Source organism: Pseudosulfitobacter sp. SM2401 (genome assembly GCF_042932805.1).
Classification (GTDB): Bacteria; Pseudomonadota; Alphaproteobacteria; order Rhodobacterales; family Rhodobacteraceae; genus Ascidiaceihabitans.
Window position 1 is genome coordinate 1,883,305 of record NZ_CP170633.1, and the last position, 17,407, is coordinate 1,900,711.

The following is a 17,407-nucleotide window of genomic DNA, read 5'->3' on the forward strand; positions in this document are numbered from 1 at the left end:
GTCGTTTAATCTGGGGGTGGTTTTGATGGAATCAGCGGGTCGGCTATTGTCTTTGTCGTCTCATAACGCCGCGCCCACGTCCGCACCATGCGCGACATTTTATCGGTCGAATTCGCCTACCGTGATCGATTTGGGATCAGCAGCGACGAATCTCCATAACTGAAAAACCTGTATTTTTCGTCAATCGCATGGGCATAGATGTCGCGGATTTCCTGTTGCCCCATCAAGGCAGACACCAACATCATCAGCGTCGATTTCGGCAAATGGAAATTGGTCATTAGCGCGTCGGCCACGTGGAATTCGAACCCTGGATAAATAAAAATGTCCGTGTCCCCTTCCCACGCAGTGATCACGCCCGAGCGCGCAGCGGTTTCAATCAATCGCAACGCTGTTGTGCCCACAGGAATGATGCGCCCGCCGGCAGTTTTGGTGGCTTGGATTTCTGTGGCCGCATGCGCGCTGACACGGCCCCATTCGGCGTGCATTTTGTGGCTTAGCACGTCGTCGACCTTGACCGGGAGGAATGTACCCGCGCCGACGTGCAGAGTAACCTCGGTAAAGGTCACGCCCATGGCTGCAAGTTGTTCCAACAATTTCTGGTCAAAGTGTAGGGAGGCTGTAGGCGCGGCAACAGCGCCAGAATGTTGTGCAAAAACAGTTTGGTAGTCGATGTGATCCTGAGCGTCCGCAGGTCGTTTTGCGGCAATGTAGGGTGGCAAAGGCATCGCACCTGCGGCAGCCAAAGCGTTATCGAACGCATCGCCTTTGACGTTAAATTGCAAATGCGCCTGCCCGTCTTGGACGTGTTCCAAGGTCGCGGACAGATCGGGGGAAAACACGATTTCCTCGCCCAGTTTCACCTTTTTCAACGGCTTCAACAAGGCGGCCCACGTGCCGTTTGCTTGGGGTTCCAGCAGGGTCACTTCGATGCGTGCTGTGGTGTCGCCTTGGGCCGATGTGCGCGCCCGTGTGCCGGACAAACGAGCGGGAATAACTTTGGTGTTGTTCAGCACCAAACGGTCGCCTGCGCGCAACCAATCGGGCAAATCGTGCACGTGGTTGTCGGTGATCGTATCGCCTTGTGCCACCAGCAAACGCGCGGACGTGCGCGGCACCGCGGGGCGGGTTGCGATCAGATCGTCGGAGAGGTCAAAATCAAAGTCGGATAACTGCATGCCCGCGCCATACCTGCCTGCTTAGCGATCTTCAACATTGCTGTTTTGCCGGATTTTGGGTTCCGGGGTTTCGCTGGCTTCGGGCAGCAGTGCTTTGGGTGCTGTGGGTGTGGCAATCCCATCCGCTGTTGCGGGCAATTTCGGTGCTGGCGCGCGGAACAAATCACGAAACATCCCCGGTGTAAGAGCGGACAGCGGATTGACCCGCACGGTCGGATTTTTCGCAGCCCCCGTCAGTGAATAGTTGAAACCGATCAACCCTTCGCCTTTGCGCGTCAGAATGCTGCCGATGCCGTTCAGCAGGTAGATCGGAGAAATCACTCCTTGCATGTTCACCGTCCCCTGATCGACCGAATAAATCCCATCCATCGAAATGCCCATCGAGGGGCCGACAGCACTTGCTTCGGTCAAAGTCATCGTCGAGGGGGTCAATCGAAAGGCGGCTTCGACCTCGTTAAAGTGGATGCCAGAACCACCCATTTGTTCAAGCAAGCCGACGATGCTGAGCGCGTTCAACAAGGCCGCAATCGCGGGCGCGTCTTTGATACGGGTGTCTTGCACGTTAAGTTTGCCGTCGAACGCGCCGTCTTTGCCGACGGGCAAAAGGGTCAGCGACAAGGCACCACCGCGCGCCTGTTTCAGCAATCCGGCAGAGGCAAAAATGCCGCCCGCGTCCTGAGAGGTGATGCGCACAGCGCTGCGCCCGTTTTGGGGCAACACGCGGCCTGACACTTGCGTGCCGCCATTCAGCGCGCCACTAAAAGAGCCGTCCAGCCCCGATTTTGTAGTGAATTCGCCGCGCATGTTGTTCAGCGCCAACGTGTCGGTGATTTGCAACCTGTCCAGACGGATGCGCATCGGCCCACCGGCCTCAGCATTGCCACCAGCCGACCCACCGGCCCCGAATTCCGCGCGGCGTAGATCTAGCGTACCACCGGAAACTTCGATCGCGGGTGCCGCCCCTTTTCCACGCCCGACCAAGGTCACTGGTGCGTCCAGCCAATTGCCAACTTGCACACGACCAAACGTCGCACGCTCTAGCCCGCCAGCCGCCGTGGTTGTGATGTTTCCGCGCGCCTTTAGGCCGGCCGCATCCAACGTCATCTCATCAACCGTGACCGCACCACCAAGGCGCGCCGTTAACTTTAGAGACCCGACTTGATTGGCGTTTTTGGACCAGCCTAGCGGCGCAAATCGCATCTGTAAGCCGCGCAAATTCGAGGCCAGCGTCAATTTTGGCGGCCCGTCTTTGGGCAACTCGACCGTCACGTCGCCGCGACCGGAACCGGTAATAAATCCTGTTGGCAGGCCGATGTTGAATTCATCAATCGTGCGTTCCGACAGCTCGACTGTGCCGCGTACAACGCTGTTTCCGGACGCGGTTGTGCCGATGTCTTGTGCCCATGTCGCGTCAAATGGCAACTGCCCGATGCGCCCTTGGCCACCGATTTTCACGCCGGAGTTTGAGGCTTGAACTTGTAAAACATCCGAGGCCAGGGTTTTGCCCGGCACCAGCGCTGACGTGCGCACGGCGCGCAATTCGCCCTGCACGTCGTATTCGATCTCGTCGCGCGCGATCTGCTTTTTCAAGGGCAGCGCCAATGTGCCGGTCAGAACCGCGCGCCCGTCAGCCAGCGCAACGTCGAGCCCGGCTTTGTCCATGATTTCCAGCTTTTCCTGATTCAAAAGCGACAAAGCAGCGGTAACTGTGCTGTCGGATCGCAGGCGCGCTACGCTGGGGGCACCACCTTTGACCGTGATATCGGGAATGCTGAACGTCGATCCCGCCACATCAATCGCACCACCTTGCGGGGCCACAATGCGCCCACCATCCACGGCCACAACAAAGCGGTTGTCCAACATGCTCGCCTGCCCGCGCGCCTTGGTGACAGGCGGCATGGTTTTGATCAGTCGCACGGTGGCATCCGCATAATCGAAACTGAAGAATGCGCTGACCGGAGTGTTGGGCGTTTTGCGCAGCGCAACCTCTGCATTGTGCAATGATCCAGCCAGAATATTCATGTCGATCCAGTTGCGCGTGCCGCTTGCAAAACGATCCGGCCACAGCTGCAAAAGTCGTTCGGGTGCCAGCGTGTCGATCTGACCGTCAACGGCGAAACGCCAGCCTTCGGGGGCCGCACGCACATCACCACCAAAGCGCATGGTTTGCCCTTGGTCGTAGATCAGCATTTGGCCGACGCGCAGCACAAACGGGTCCAGTTGCAGCTGAAAATCCATGTCAGCACCGTCAAGTTGGCGTGGCTCTTCGTACAGGTTGCTGGGATTGATACCAAGGCCGGTCAATTCAAACTGGCCCGTCAAATCACTTAGCTTGCCGCTGTCGAGCCCCCCCAGAAATGCCTGTCCTTCGGCGCGGGTGGTGATCCATTCGCTTTTGACAAAAACCTCTGCAAAATCAATCGTCTGGGATGCCGCATCGTAGGTAAAGTAACTGCGCGCGGATTGAAACGGGATCGGTTTTGTTGCTTGCGTCGGTTGCACCACACCGGCCCCGATTTGCAACGTCGCACTGAGCGGTGCAAGGGTGCCATCGCTGTCAACGCCGCCGCGCAAAGCCCCCGAAATCGGGGCGCGCAGCACATCAAGCCACGCCAAAGCCAGGCTTTGGGCCGCAATGTCTTTGGCGGCAACATCGGCAATGTTGATCCCGAATTCAGCCGCCGCATCACCGATCTGGCTGGTGTAATTCGCCTCAACAGTGGCCACGCCCGCCCCCCCGCTAAGCACAGCAAGATCCGCGGACAGTCGCAGTTCCTCACCATCGCGGTTCAGACGCAGCCGGCCCCCGTCGACCACCCAGGCTTGTTCGGTGCGCACGTCCTCGAATTGCAAGGTCAGCGCCTGAATGTCCGCAGATCTGAAATTGCCAAGCGCCGGCGTTTCAAAGGCCGCATCCAATCGTTCAATCAAGTCCGGCAGGCTGATAAAATTCTGCTCAGAGCTGCTCAGTTCAGTGCCGCCGCGCAGGATGATCTGACCGTCTTTTTCGCGCTGCATCGACACGACAACGCCGGTCAGTAGCATCGTTTTCAGCTTGGCTTGACCCTGAAAGAGCGCGCGTTTGGACAGGTCCGCCTCAAATTCCGAGAACGACAACATGTTTGCGCCTTGGTCATCCAACAGATTGACGTTTTGCAGGCGCACGTGTGGCTGCCAGCCATCGCGCAGCGTAAATTGCACATCGCCAAATTGCAGGTTCATGCCCGGCAATGCCTCAGCGGCGCGCTGTTCGATGCGCGCCCGCGCCCAATCTGGCGCAGTCAGCGTCTGACCCGTCACCGCAATCACGCAAAGACCGATGACAATTGCCACCCCCATGATCCCGCTTAGCAACCACGCACAAAAGCGGCGCAAAAGACGCCGTTTGGGTTTGATCCCAATAGGGTCGACGGGTGTGTCGGCCTGAATTTCGGTCGGGGTCGCCATGTTTTTGGTCGTGTCTGCTTTCTCTTTGGCTTTATTGTTGGGACGTTAGCCCTAAATTGCCCATTCACATACGGGTGCGCCACGTTTACGACGAAATCGTGAAAATCCCATCACACAAACACATTTCCTCATGAGGTTCTTATGATCGAAGTCTCTGCCCCTGCCCCTGATTTCACATTGCCGCAAACGACGGGCGAAGATGTGACCCTGTCGGCCCTCAAAGGGCACGCTGTGGTTCTTTTTTTCTATCCGCGCGATGATACGCCGGGCTGCACCAAGGAATCCATCGCATTTTCCGAGCACTTGCAAGAGTTTGCCGATGCAGGCGCGCTGGTGTTCGGGGTCTCAAAGGACAGTGTCGCAAAACACGGGAAGTTCACCACCAAACATGATTTGACGGTGCCGTTGCTGTCGGATGAACATGGAACTGTGTGCGAAGATTACGGCGTTTGGAAAGAAAAGAACATGTACGGCAAGGTCTACATGGGAATTGAGCGGACAACTGTTTTGATTGGTGCGGACGGTGTGATCGCGCAGATTTGGCCAAAGGTTAAGGTGCCGGGCCACGCCGAGGCGGTTCTTACGGCTGTAAAGGCGCTGTGATGTTGCCACTGGCGCAAATGGCGGTGAATGTTTTAACGACGGCGGATGGTCGCGAGAAAACGGCGTTGTCGCGCAAGTACGCGGCGGAGTGGCAAGCCGCCCGCGCCCGTGGCGAAACGCCCGGGATTGGCCGCGCGGATCCACCGATGCAGCCTGCGCGCCCTGAAAAACCTGAATTGCTGTCGCCGCGTGATGTGCCACATCGCAAGCCTGGCACCCCTGAGGGGCGCATCGCGTTGCTGCATGCGGTCGCGCATATCGAGTTGAACGCGGTGGACCTGCATTGGGACATCATTCCGCGCTTTGCCCACGTCAAAATGCCGATGGGATACTACGACGATTGGGTGAAAGCTGCAGATGAAGAATCCAAACATTTCAACCTGATGGCAGACTGTCTTGAGGAAGTTGGCAGTCACTATGGGGCGCTTCCTGCCCACGCCGGCATGTGGCGCGCAGCCGAGGATACGGCGGATGATTTCATGGGGCGCTTGGCTGTAGTGCCGATGGTTCTTGAGGCCCGCGGGCTAGACGTGACACCCAACATGATCCGCCTGTTCAAACAGGCCAAAGCAACCAGTGCCGTCGCCGCACTTGAAACCATCTACTCAGAAGAGGTCGCGCATGTGGCCTATGGATCAAAGTGGTTTCACTTTTTGTGCGGGCGCAACGATCTTGACCCGAAACAAGCCTTTCACGAATTGGTCCAGACGTATTTTCACGGTGCGCTGAAGCCGCCCTTCAACGAGGAAAAACGGGCCGAGGCCGGTATCCCCCCGGATTTCTATTGGCCGCTTGCTGTTTCAACCTGAGAGGTAGCGCACAAGCCCTTTTGAATAGGCGGTTTTTTGCCAATATGCCACAATCCCGCCTAGGGATTCGAATCGGGTGATCAAGAGGGTTGCCCGATGCCGCCCCACTGTCTATTCCAATATCTTATGCGCGCGCGGGCTTTGACTGCGTCGTGATGAGTGGGATGGGAAAAGGGTACGCTGCGTGCGAACACGTCTAGGAGCAAAACTGCATATTGTTCTGGAACGCTATTTTCCAGAACGTCGTGTCTTTCTTAAATCAGACACTGACACACGATTTATTCGCCTGCGTCCGGGCACCCAGCTGATCGCCTATGCGGGTGGTGCGCTGTTGGTTGCATGGGCTATTGTTGCGACAGCCATCATCCTGATGGACAGCATCGGGTCGGGCAATTTCCGCGAACAAGCGAAACGCGATCAAAACAACTATCAGGCGCGCCTGAATGAATTGTCTTCGCAACGTGACAGCCGTGCGACCGAAGCTGTCGCCGCCCAAAACCGGTTTAACGCCGCCCTCGCCCAGATTTCCGTGATGCAATCCGAACTGCTGGATTCCGAAACCCGCCGTCGCGAGCTGGAAACCGGTATCGAGGTGATCCAATCGACCTTGCGTGGCACGATGAAAGATCGTGAGGCTGCGCGCAGCAAACTGGCTGATGCCCAGGAACAGCTGAATGGTGGTGCCGGAACCGCGCTGGCCAGTGCTGGTGCGGGTGCCTCGATGGGGTTTGTCGCCGAAGCCTTGGCCAAAACCGCTGCCGAACGCGATCAGGTCATTCTGGATTCCCAAGACGCCCTGTTGGCCGCCGACGAAATGGCGCAGCAAATCTCGGTCATGAAAGAACAAAACGACGCAATTTTCCGCCAGTTGGAAGACGCGATGACAGTCTCTGTCGCCCCGCTTGATAAAATGTTCCGCGCCGCTGGCATGCCTACCGACCGGATTATCGAACAGGTGCGCCGTGGTTATTCAGGTCAAGGTGGCCCGCTGACGCCGCTGTCGTTCTCGACCCGTGGTCAGGAACCGACGGCCGACACGCTGCGTGCCAACCGTTTGTTGGACCAAATGGACCGCTTGAACCTTTACCGGATCGCCGCGCAAAAAGCGCCGTTTGCGAATCCTGTGAAGGACGCGTTCCGCTTTACTTCGAAATTTGGCCCGCGACGTGACCCGAAAACCGGCGGGCGTCGTATGCACAAAGGCGTCGATTTCGCCGCCGCGAATGGCACCCCGCTGTATGCCACAGCGGACGGTGTTGTGACTCACTCCGGATGGTCCTCAGGATATGGACGTCTGGTTAAGATACAGCATGAATTTGGCATCGAAACACGCTACGCCCACATGAGCAAACTTCGCGTAAAAGTTGGTCAAAGGGTATCGCGTGGACAACGCATTGGTGATATGGGAGCCTCAGGACGCGTTACCGGTGTCCATCTCCATTACGAAGTGCGTGTAGGTGGTAAAGCTGTGAATCCAATGATCTATATCAAGGCTGCAAACGATGTTTTCTAAGAGCAAAATCAACGAACCTGGCCCCAAAGACGACGCGGCGCCATCAAAACCAGCGGCACCTGCAGCCCCAGCGGCAGCAACCTCCGCCCCTAAACCCAACGAATTCAAGGCAAGCGCCCCCAAGGCCAAGCCTGCTGCCTCAGTGCTGTCCACTGACCTGCACGTCACAGGCAACATGAAGACAACCGGCGACATCCAAGTCGAAGGCACAGTAGAGGGCGACATTCGCGCGCACCTGCTGACCATCGGTGAGACCGCAACAATCAAAGGCGAAGTGATTGCCGATGACGTTGTGATCAACGGCCGTATCGTTGGCCGTGTGCGTGGCCTGAAGGTCCGTCTGACATCAACTGCGCGGGTCGAGGGTGACATCATTCACAAGACCATCGCGATTGAATCCGGTGCCCATTTCGAAGGCTCCGTGCAACGTCAGGACGACCCGCTGAACACAGGCTCTTCCAAGCCTATTCCAGCAGCAGCGCCAAAGCCTCAGCAAGGCTAAGCGTCTCACAATAGAAATTCAGAAAGGCATCGCGGGAAACTGCGGTGCCTTTTTTGATATTCGCGCCAGGAACAATCTCGCCAGCCGCCCCCACTTGCAGCTCAAGCCCGCCGCTGTTATCCAGACAGCATGCTTGGCAATACAGCCGGGCAATGGAGTTTTTATGTTTACGATTGCGGGAAACCGCTAAGTCCTGAATGCCAGGACACCCTAGCCAAATAGAACCTGCGCATTGCGTGTCAGGTTCGCTTTTTTGCATGGCTCGTGAACGCTCAGTATTCCACAGCAATGAGTGATTTAGATGCGGGTTTATGCGCCCGTTGCACTGCGCAATATTGGCGCGTGTGACGATACTGAGAAAGACGAAAGACCGATGAAAATACGATCAACAAAGCACGACGATATCGCCGCCTTGCAGGAGGTGCTTGACGGCACCGCGCTTTTCCCAAGTGAAATGCTGCCTGACATGGTGGGCGGTTTTCTATCTGAAAATGACAGCGCCGATATCTGGCTGACATGCGAGGCTGACGGCAAGCCCGTCGGGTTTTGCTATGCAGTTCCGGAAGAGCTGGCTGACGGGGCGTGGAACATGCTCGCCATCGCTGTCTTGCCAAGCGCGCAAGGCAACGGCTGCGGCTGTGCGATCACGGCACATCTGGAAACAGAGCTAAGGGAACGCGGAGCACGCATCCTGATCGCTGACACGTCAGGAACGGATGAATTCGCGCAAACCCGCGCATTCTATCAAAAGAACGGATACAGCGAAGAGGCCCGTATTCGAGATTTCTGGGCACCGGGAGACGACAAAGTCGTCTTTTGGAAGTCGCTGGCCTAAATCGGACACAAAGTCCTGGCCCGCCGAGTGTGCGCGGGCCAGTGACAGGTTTATGCAAGCCCGTAAGGTGCGCGTGTCGCGCACCCCGCCAGTTTACTTGATTGCAGTGACCTTTTTCATAACATCCGGTGCCCCTATCATGGCACCGTTTGGACCCAAGCCGCGCTTGATTTTATCCACGACATCTTGGCCGCCTGTCACTTTGCCAACGACAGTGTACTGCCCTGACAATGACGGGTACGGGCCAAACATGATGAAAAACTGGCTGTTGGCGCTGTTCACGTCTTGCGAGCGTGCCATGCCAACAATGCCTGCAGCATCATATTGGATGTCAGAGAATTCCGCGTCGATCTTGCCCATTTCGGACCCGCCGCGACCAGCAAGACGGATATCACCATCCATGTTGCCGTATTGCACGTCGCCTGTTTGCGCCATAAAGCCGTCGATCACGCGGTGGAACACCACGCCATCGTACTGCCCGTCTGTGGCCAATGCGGTAATACGCTCGGCGTGATTTGGGGCGATGTCCTCGAACAAATCGATCGTGATGGTGCCATTGGCCCCTTCACCTTCGACTTCGATCTGGATGCCAGAGGCAACCGCTGGACTGGCCAGCAGCGCCACAGCAAATGCGAGCTTACTCAGCATCTGCGGCCACTTTCACGCTGATCATGCGATCAGGTTCCGCTGGTGGCTCGCCGCGCGTCAACGCATCGACATGTTCCATGCCGCTCATGACTTGGCCATAGACTGTGTACTGGCCGTTCAGGAATGCGTTGTCACCAAAGTTGATGAAAAACTGGCTGTTGGCGGAATCAGGGTTGGCAGAACGTGCCGCGCCAATGGATCCACGTGCGTGTGGCACTTTGGAAAATTCGGCTGGCAGATCATCGTAGGAGGACCCACCGGTGCCAGCCATGCGGATGTTAAACCCGTCTTCCATGTCGCCGTGCTGTACGTCGCCTGTTTGCGCCATAAAGCCGTCGATTACGCGGTGGAATGCGACGTTGTCGTACTCGCCTGCGCGCACCAGCGTTTTCATACGCTCGACGTGTTTCGGGGCGATCTTTGGCAGCAATTCGATGGTGACGGTGCCACCTTTCAGCTCCATCAGGATCGTGTTTTCGGGATCTTTAATATCGGCCATTTGGCTCTCCTGTCATCTGTCTGGGATGTTACCTAAAGCGCGCGGGACCAATTGCCAAGGCAAGCCCGCACACATCTGGGCGAGATGATTGACCTTCGGCCCGTTTCAGGCAACACAACGCCTAGAATTGGGTAAAAAAGGATCGCGCAAGATGGGCTGGAAATCACTGGATGATATGGAGCTTGCGGGCAAACGGGTGCTGGTGCGCATTGATATTAACGTGCCCGTGGAAAACGGTCTGGTGACAGATGCGACGCGGATAGAACGTATTGCGCCGACGGTTGCGGATATTTTGGCCAAAGGTGGTCGCCCGATTTTGCTGGCGCACTTTGGTCGCCCAAAAGGCAAAGTCGTCTTGGATCTGTCCCTGCGCGTATGCTTGCCCGCTTTGGAAAAAGCGTTTGGCCAGTCGGTGTCTTTGGTGGAAACCCTTGAAGGGGCCGAGGCGCGCACCTCAGAGGACGAAAACGCCAGCATCCTATTGCTGGAAAACATCCGCTTTTATCCCGGCGAAGAGGCCAATGACCCGGAATTTGCCGCCCGCATTGCCGCATTGGGTGACGTTTACTGTAACGATGCGTTTTCTGCAGCCCACCGCGCGCACGCGTCCACCGAAGGGTTGGCGCAATTGTTGCCATCCTGTGCCGGTCGTTTGATGCAGGCGGAATTGTCAGCGCTTGAGACCGCTCTTAGCACCCCAACCCGCCCTGTTGGCGCGGTTGTCGGCGGCGCAAAAGTGTCGACCAAGCTGGATTTGCTGGCCAATCTTGTTGGCAAACTGGATGTTCTGGTGATCGGCGGCGGCATGGCGAACACATTTCTGGGCGCGATGGGCGCTGATTTGGGCGCATCCCTGCAGGAACCCGATTTGCACGACACCGCCCGCGACATCATGATAAAGGCCGAAACCGCAGGCTGTCGCATCATCCTGCCCGTCGATGGCCGCGTGGCCCGTGAATTCAAAGCAGGTGCTGCCTACGACATGGTAACGCTGGATCAAAACACCGTCCTTGCAGCCGACCAAATGGTACTGGATGCCGGTGACGCCGCGGTTGATGTGATCTTGGATGAATTCAAAACGCTCAAGACTTTGATCTGGAACGGCCCGCTGGGCGCATTTGAAATTGAACCGTTCGACATTGCCACGATGAAAGCTGCCAAAGCCGCAGCGCATGCCACACGCGCAGGCGCGCTGGTGACGGTTGCGGGTGGTGGTGACACCGTCGCGGCGTTGAACTTGGCGGGTGCAGCCGACGATTTCACCTATATTTCCACCGCAGGTGGCGCGTTTTTGGAATGGATGGAGGGCAAAACCCTGCCCGGTGTTGCAGCCTTGGGTGGGTAACACGCTTCTGTTTTGCCACGCCTGTCGGTTTGCGGCTACCCTGCAGCTTAGTTAGACGAGTGTCAGGAGCGTTACATGGAAAACTGGACCTTAATCACCGGAGCCTCCGAAGGATTGGGCGCTGAATTTGCCCGGATCGCCGCCAAGGGCGGGCGCAACATTATCCTGACAGCGCGGTCCGAAGATAAGTTAAACATGCTTGCCAATGATTTGCGCGCGGGCGGCGTTAAAGTGGTCGTTATCCCTGCGGATCTAAACGATTTGGCCGAAGTCGAGCGGTTGTGGGCCACCGCAGTTGAAGGCCGCACCATCGATTTTCTGGTGAACAACGCAGGGCTTGGTCGCAATGGCCCCTTTGTAGATGACGGATGGGAGCGCGAGCTGGCCAGCATCAACGTCAACATCCTCGCCCTGACCCGCATGATGAAATTGGCGGTTGCGCACATGAGCGAGACCGGATCGGGGCGCATCTTGAACGTCGCATCGACCGCGGCGTTTTTGCCGGGCCCGAACATGGCAGTTTATCATGCAACCAAGGCCTATGTTTTGTCCCTGTCCGAGGCCGTCGCCGAAGAATTGCGCGGCAGTCGTGTGACCATCACCGCCCTGTGTCCCGGGGCCACCGCCACCAGTTTTTTCGACGCGGCAGACATGCATGACGTTCGCATTTTGAAAATGGGATTGGTTGGCGATGCGCATCAAGTCGCCAAAGCAGGTTGGGCCAAGGCCTTGGGCGGCGGGCGTATTTCGGTGCCGGGTCTGGTGAACAAAATCTTTGCGTTCTTTCCGCGCGTTGCCCCACGTTCACTGGTCACATGGTCCACCAAAATCATCATGGGCAAGTCCTAGGCCGTTTTGGACTGCTGTGCGAATCAGGGGATTCACAAACCGAATCGCCTGTGGCATAACCATCCCATCCGCCCATCAAGAGGCGGCATGAGGCAGACCCATATGAACCGCATCGCACGTCCTGCGTTTGGCACTTTTGCATTTTTCGCCGTCGCCTTTTCTTTGGGCGTCTACTTCACCTTTGCCGCTGTGCAGGGGGATTATGGGTTGTTCCGGCGCGTAGAAATTACCGCCGAGGCCGAAGATTTGCAAATGCAGTTGCTGCGCGTTCAGGCGGATGTGGCGCGGATGGAAAACCTGACCAAACGTCTGTCCGACGACTATCTAGATCTTGATTTGCTCGACGAACAGACCCGCAAGGTTCTGGGCATGTTGCGCGCGGATGAGATTGTCATTCGCTAACGCGCTGGCCTGACACCCCATAACCCCTTAATATCTTTAATTTATGTGGATTTTGATCTGCGCGACATATTGACTCTCGCGCTTTGAACACGAATCCTGTAAAAGATAGTTTAACGCTAAACTATCTTTGTTAGGTCCTGCGACACTGACCTTTCACAAGACGCTTCTTAACGTGGAGGATGCCGCATGGCCGCGCGCAAAACGACGAAACAGACCAACGCTTCAGCCGAAGAGTTAAAAGCCTATTACAAAGACATGCTGTTGATCCGCCGCTTTGAAGAAAAAGCCGGACAATTGTATGGAATGGGGCTGATTGGTGGATTTTGCCACCTCTACATCGGACAAGAAGCCGTTGTTGTTGGCCTAGAGGCCGCTGCCGAAGAGGGCGACAAGCGTATCACATCCTACCGCGATCACGGCCACATGTTGGCCTGTGGCATGGACCCCAACGGCGTCATGGCCGAGCTGACAGGCCGCGAAGGTGGCTATTCCAAGGGCAAGGGTGGCTCCATGCACATGTTCAGCAAAGAGAAGCATTTTTATGGCGGCCACGGCATTGTTGCCGCGCAGGTGCCCCTGGGTGCCGGCCTCGCGTTTGCTGACAAATACAAAGACAACGGGCGCGTATCGTTCACCTATTTTGGCGATGGCGCTGCGAACCAAGGCCAAGTTTATGAAACGTTTAACATGGCCGCGTTGTGGGGGTTGCCCTGTATCTTTGTGATCGAAAACAACCAATATGCGATGGGGACGTCACAGCAACGATCAACTTCTTCTGCCGAAATCTACGAACGTGGTTTGGCGTTCGGGATCAAAGGCGAAGCGGTTGATGGCATGGATGTTTTGGCGGTCAAAGCCGCGGGCGAAACTGCTGTTGCGCACTGCCGCGCGGGCAAAGGCCCCTACATTCTGGAAATCAAAACCTACCGCTATCGTGGTCACTCGATGTCGGATCCTGCAAAATACCGGACCCGCGAAGAGGTCCAGAAAATGCGCGACGAACGTGACCCGATTGAACAGGTCCGCGAGCTGTTGTTGACCGGCAAACACGCCACTGAGGATGACCTGAAGGCCATCGACAAAGACATCAAGGCGGTTGTGAATGCTTCTGCTGAATTCGCCAAAAACAGTCCGGAACCAGCTCTTGAAGAGCTGTGGACCGACATTTACGCATAAGGAGAGATTGAAATGGCAACTGAAATTCTCATGCCCGCGCTCTCTCCGACAATGGAAGAAGGCACGTTGGCCAAGTGGCTCGTCAAAGAGGGCGACACTGTAAAATCCGGCGATATCATGGCCGAGATCGAAACCGACAAAGCAACGATGGAATTTGAAGCCGTCGATGAAGGTGTGATTGGTAAAATCCTGATCGCCGAAGGCACCGAAGGCGTCAAAGTGAACGTGGCGATTGCGATTTTGGTCGAAGATGGCGAAAGCGTCGACGACATCGCGGCCCCTGCCCCAGTGGCCGCAGCACCGGCCCCCGCCGCCGCAGCGCCTGTCTCCGAGGCACCTGCCGCGCCCCAAGTCGACGAAACGCCCGACTGGCCAGAGGGCACCAAGCTGAAACAGCAGACAGTTCGCGAAGCTTTGCGCGACGGTATGTCCGAAGAAATGCGCGCCAACGACGATGTGTTTTTGATGGGCGAAGAGGTCGCAGAATACCAAGGGGCTTACAAAATCAGCCAAGGCATGCTCGACGAATTCGGATCGCGCCGCGTGATCGACACACCGATCACCGAGCACGGTTTTGCCGGTATCGCGACTGGTGCAGCATTTGGCGGATTGCGCCCGATTGTTGAATTCATGACCTTCAACTTTGCGATGCAGGCGATTGATCACATCATCAACTCTGCGGCCAAGACGTTGTACATGTCAGGCGGCCAAATGGGCGCGCCCATGGTGTTTCGTGGACCGAACGGCGCTGCGGCACGTGTTGGTGCACAACACTCGCAAGACTACGCGGCGTGGTACATGCAAGTGCCCGGTTTGAAAGTCGCGATGCCATATTCTGCATCCGACGCCAAAGGTCTGATGAAGACTGCAATTCGCGACGACAACCCTGTGATATTTTTGGAGAACGAAATTCTCTACGGCCAAAGTTTCGATGTCCCCGACATTGACGACTACACAGTGCCGTTTGGCAAGGCGCGCATTTGGCGCACAGGCACGGATGTCACCATCGTGAGCTTTGGTATCGGGATGAAATACGCCCTGGAGGCTGCTGACAAACTGGCCGAAGACGGCATCAGCGCCGAGGTCATCGACCTGCGTACACTACGTCCGATGGATACGCCCGCGATTATCAAATCTGTCATGAAAACAAACCGTTGCGTGACCGTTGAAGAAGGTTGGCCACAAGGCTCCGTCGGCAGTTATATCAGCTCTGTGATCATGCAAGAGGCGTTTGACTACCTTGACGCACCGGTGATCAATTGCACCGGCAAGGACGTGCCAATGCCCTACGCCGCCAACCTTGAACGCCACGCGCTGATCACAACCGACGAAGTGATCGCCGCTGTGAAACAAGTCACTTACAAGTAAGGAGCATCCACAATGACAATCGAAATTCTGATGCCCGCGCTTTCTCCGACGATGGAAGAAGGCACACTTGCAAAATGGTTGGTCAAGGAGGGGGACACGGTGCAATCCGGCGACCTGTTGGCCGAGATCGAGACAGACAAAGCGACGATGGAATTTGAGGCCGTCGATGAAGGTGTCGTCGGGAAAATCCTGATCGCTGAAGGCTCTGAAGGTGTCAAAGTGAACACAGTGATTGCGATGATGCTGGAAGACGGCGAAAGTACGAGCGATGTAACTGCACCAAGTGCACCTGCTGCTGACGCGGCGCCCGCATCCGCTCCGGCTGTGGCCGCACAGGCCCCTGCCCCGACAGCACCGGTCGCTGCCAGTGGCGAACGCGTTTTTGCCTCACCTTTGGCACGACGCATCGCAGCACAAAAAGGCCTGGACCTAAACGCGATTGCTGGCTCTGGCCCACGCGGTCGCATTGTCAAAGCGGACGTTGAGGATGCAACTGCGCAACCCAAATCCGATGTATCGCCGGCCCCTGTCGCAAGCGCATCTGCCGCACCGGCTATTGCTGCGGGCCCATCGGCCAGCGCGATCGCCAAAATGTACGAGGGGCGCGAATACGAAGAAGTACCGCTGGACGGGATGCGCAAGATCATTGCCGCGCGCCTGACCGAAGCCAAACAGACCGTGCCGCATTTCTACTTGCGCCGCGACATTCAATTGGACGCATTGCTTACGTTCCGTGGCACGTTGAACAAACAGCTTGAAGCACGCGGCGTAAAATTGTCGGTAAACGATTTCATCATCAAAGCCTGCGCTTTGGCATTGCAGACAGTTCCAGACGCAAACGCTGTTTGGGCAGGTGACCGGGTATTCAAATTGAAGCCATCCGATGTTGCCGTGGCCGTGGCCATCGAGGGTGGCCTGTTTACGCCAGTGCTAAAAGATTCGGAAATGAAATCGCTTTCGGCGCTGTCTGCCGAAATGAAGGACCTCGCGTCCCGTGCGCGTGATCGCAAGCTTGCGCCGCACGAGTATCAAGGTGGCAGCTTTGCGATTTCTAACCTGGGGATGTTCGGGATCGACAACTTTGATGCTGTGATCAATCCGCCGCACGGAGCCATTCTAGCGGTTGGGGCTGGCAAGAAACGGCCTATCGTGGGGCCAGATGGCGATCTGAGTGCGGCAACGGTAATGTCCGTGACCCTCAGCGTTGATCACCGTGTGATTGACGGCGCGCTGGGTGCTCATCTGCTCAACGCGATTGTCGAGAACCTCGAAAATCCGGTCGCGATGCTCGCCTAAGCCTCTTAGCTTGCGAACGCTGACCTGAAACAAAAAAAGCCGAGGCATCAGCCCCGGCTTTTTTAATTCTGTGGTGAGTTTAGTCCTGTGGACCCAACATGTGGTTCATGGAAACAGACGGCTGATCGCATCCGGCCTCGCCGACAATCCGCGCCGGAATCCCGGCAACTGTCTTGCAGGACGGCACTTCTTCGAGCACGACAGAGCCCGCTGCAATCCGGCTGCAGTCTCCGACTTTGATGTTCCCAAGCACTTTGGCACCCGCCCCAATCAGCACGCCGTTGCCGATTTTGGGGTGACGATCTTCTTCTTCTTTGCCGGTTCCACCCAATGTCACCGAGTGCAGCATCGACACGTTGTCACCGACAACAGCCGTTTCACCGATCACGATAGAATGTGCGTGGTCGATCATAATGCCACGACCCAAACGGGCAGCAGGGTGAATGTCGACGCCAAAAATTTCTGACACACGCATTTGTACAAAATACGCAAGATCGCGATGGCCTTGCGTCCATAAGTGGTGGCCGACACGGTAGGCTTGGATTGCTTGATACCCTTTGAAATACAGGATCGGCTGCAACAACCGGTAACAAGCAGGATCACGTTCAAAAATCGCGACCAAATCAGCACGGGCCGCTGCTACCAATTCCGGGTCGGCGGCATATGCCTCTTCTACAATCTCACGAACCACAACCATCGACATCTCATTGGATGCCAATTTGGCGGCTATCCGGTAAGACAGTGCTTTTTCCAGTGACTTGTGATGTAAAATACAAGCATGCACAAATCCACCGATCAACGGTTCGTCCGATACGGCCTGTCGAGCCTCAGTGGTGATCCGTTCCCAAACCGGGTCAAGGGCGGCGATATTTCGTTGCGCTTCAGCCATGGTCAACCTCTCAATGTCCTTACTTAGAATAGTCATCTAAGTGACAAATTG

General features: G+C 56.5%; 17 protein-coding genes. 11 read left to right on the forward strand and 6 right to left on the reverse strand.

Going from position 1 to position 17,407, the window contains the following annotated elements; genetic code table 11:
* Positions 1-116: 116 nt before the first annotated feature.
* Complete coding sequence (queA, locus tag ACFIO0_RS09305) at positions 117-1,175, reverse strand: tRNA preQ1(34) S-adenosylmethionine ribosyltransferase-isomerase QueA (RefSeq protein WP_390915063.1); 1,059 nt, start codon at positions 1,173-1,175, stop codon at positions 117-119.
* Positions 1,176-1,196: 21 nt separating this feature from the next.
* A complete protein-coding gene (locus ACFIO0_RS09310; RefSeq protein WP_390915064.1) occupies positions 1,197-4,622 on the reverse strand; it encodes an AsmA-like C-terminal region-containing protein in 3,426 nt (1,141 codons plus the stop codon).
* Positions 4,623-4,763: 141 nt separating this feature from the next.
* On the opposite strand from ACFIO0_RS09310, the gene ACFIO0_RS09315 reads away from it, so the two are divergent.
* From ACFIO0_RS09315 to ACFIO0_RS09330, 4 genes are all read left to right on the forward strand, one after another.
* Positions 4,764-5,225, forward strand: a complete 462-nt coding sequence (locus ACFIO0_RS09315; RefSeq protein ID WP_390915065.1) for a redoxin domain-containing protein — start codon at positions 4,764-4,766, stop codon at positions 5,223-5,225.
* The gene (locus ACFIO0_RS09320) at positions 5,225-6,034 is read left to right on the forward strand and encodes a DUF455 family protein (RefSeq protein WP_390915066.1); all 810 of its coding nucleotides are present in this window, start codon (positions 5,225-5,227) and stop codon (positions 6,032-6,034) included. The genes ACFIO0_RS09315 and ACFIO0_RS09320 overlap by 1 nt, the downstream gene beginning before the upstream one ends.
* A 184-nt stretch (positions 6,035-6,218) precedes the next feature.
* Entirely contained in the window at positions 6,219-7,547 is a 1,329-nt protein-coding gene (locus tag ACFIO0_RS09325) for a DUF5930 domain-containing protein (RefSeq protein WP_390915067.1), read from the forward strand.
* A complete protein-coding gene (locus ACFIO0_RS09330; protein ID WP_390915068.1) occupies positions 7,537-8,049 on the forward strand; it encodes a polymer-forming cytoskeletal protein in 513 nt (170 codons plus the stop codon). The genes ACFIO0_RS09325 and ACFIO0_RS09330 overlap by 11 nt, the downstream gene beginning before the upstream one ends.
* On the opposite strand, the gene ACFIO0_RS09335 is transcribed toward ACFIO0_RS09330, so the two are convergent.
* Positions 8,012-8,308: a hypothetical protein gene (locus tag ACFIO0_RS09335; RefSeq protein ID WP_390915069.1), complete on the reverse strand. Its 297-nt coding sequence runs from the start codon at positions 8,306-8,308 to the stop codon at positions 8,012-8,014. The genes ACFIO0_RS09330 and ACFIO0_RS09335 overlap by 38 nt on opposite strands.
* 114 nt (positions 8,309-8,422) lie before the next feature.
* Here ACFIO0_RS09335 and ACFIO0_RS09340 point away from each other — a divergent pair, with 114 nt between their 5' ends.
* A complete protein-coding gene (locus ACFIO0_RS09340) occupies positions 8,423-8,884 on the forward strand; it encodes a GNAT family N-acetyltransferase (protein WP_390915070.1) in 462 nt (153 codons plus the stop codon).
* 93 nt (positions 8,885-8,977) lie between these two features.
* Here ACFIO0_RS09340 and ACFIO0_RS09345 read toward each other — a convergent pair whose 3' ends face one another.
* Together ACFIO0_RS09345 and ACFIO0_RS09350 are read right to left on the reverse strand one after the other, a co-directional pair.
* Positions 8,978-9,529, reverse strand: a complete 552-nt coding sequence (locus tag ACFIO0_RS09345) for a peptidylprolyl isomerase (RefSeq protein WP_390915313.1) — start codon at positions 9,527-9,529, stop codon at positions 8,978-8,980.
* Positions 9,522-10,031 (reverse strand): peptidylprolyl isomerase, encoded by a 510-nt coding sequence (locus tag ACFIO0_RS09350; protein WP_390915071.1) that lies wholly within the window; start codon positions 10,029-10,031, stop codon positions 9,522-9,524. Before ACFIO0_RS09350 ends, ACFIO0_RS09345 begins: the two co-directional genes overlap by 8 nt.
* A gap of 151 nt (positions 10,032-10,182) precedes the next feature.
* Between ACFIO0_RS09350 and ACFIO0_RS09355 the strand changes: the two genes are divergently transcribed.
* From ACFIO0_RS09355 to ACFIO0_RS09380, 6 genes are all read left to right on the forward strand, one after another.
* Entirely contained in the window at positions 10,183-11,376 is a 1,194-nt protein-coding gene (locus tag ACFIO0_RS09355; protein WP_390915072.1) for a phosphoglycerate kinase, read from the forward strand.
* Positions 11,377-11,451: 75 nt separating this feature from the next.
* Positions 11,452-12,225, forward strand: a complete 774-nt coding sequence (locus ACFIO0_RS09360) for an SDR family NAD(P)-dependent oxidoreductase (protein WP_390915073.1) — start codon at positions 11,452-11,454, stop codon at positions 12,223-12,225.
* Between the two features lie 102 nt (positions 12,226-12,327).
* Positions 12,328-12,627 (forward strand): septum formation initiator family protein, encoded by a 300-nt coding sequence (locus ACFIO0_RS09365; protein ID WP_390915314.1) that lies wholly within the window; start codon positions 12,328-12,330, stop codon positions 12,625-12,627.
* A 186-nt stretch (positions 12,628-12,813) separates the two neighbouring features.
* The gene (gene pdhA / locus ACFIO0_RS09370) at positions 12,814-13,803 is read left to right on the forward strand and encodes a pyruvate dehydrogenase (acetyl-transferring) E1 component subunit alpha (RefSeq protein ID WP_390915074.1); all 990 of its coding nucleotides are present in this window, start codon (positions 12,814-12,816) and stop codon (positions 13,801-13,803) included.
* Positions 13,804-13,815: 12 nt separating this feature from the next.
* On the forward strand, positions 13,816-15,171 hold the full coding sequence (locus ACFIO0_RS09375) for a pyruvate dehydrogenase complex E1 component subunit beta (protein WP_390915075.1): 1,356 nt from the start codon (positions 13,816-13,818) through the stop codon (positions 15,169-15,171).
* Between the two features lie 12 nt (positions 15,172-15,183).
* Complete coding sequence (locus ACFIO0_RS09380; protein WP_390915076.1) at positions 15,184-16,467, forward strand: pyruvate dehydrogenase complex dihydrolipoamide acetyltransferase; 1,284 nt, start codon at positions 15,184-15,186, stop codon at positions 16,465-16,467.
* 79 nt (positions 16,468-16,546) lie between these two features.
* Here the strand turns inward: ACFIO0_RS09380 and cysE are convergent, their stop codons facing one another.
* Positions 16,547-17,356 carry a serine O-acetyltransferase gene (gene cysE / locus ACFIO0_RS09385; RefSeq protein WP_390915077.1) on the reverse strand — a complete coding sequence of 270 codons (810 nt, stop codon included), beginning with the start codon at positions 17,354-17,356 and terminating at the stop codon, positions 16,547-16,549.
* Positions 17,357-17,407 lie beyond the last annotated feature (51 nt).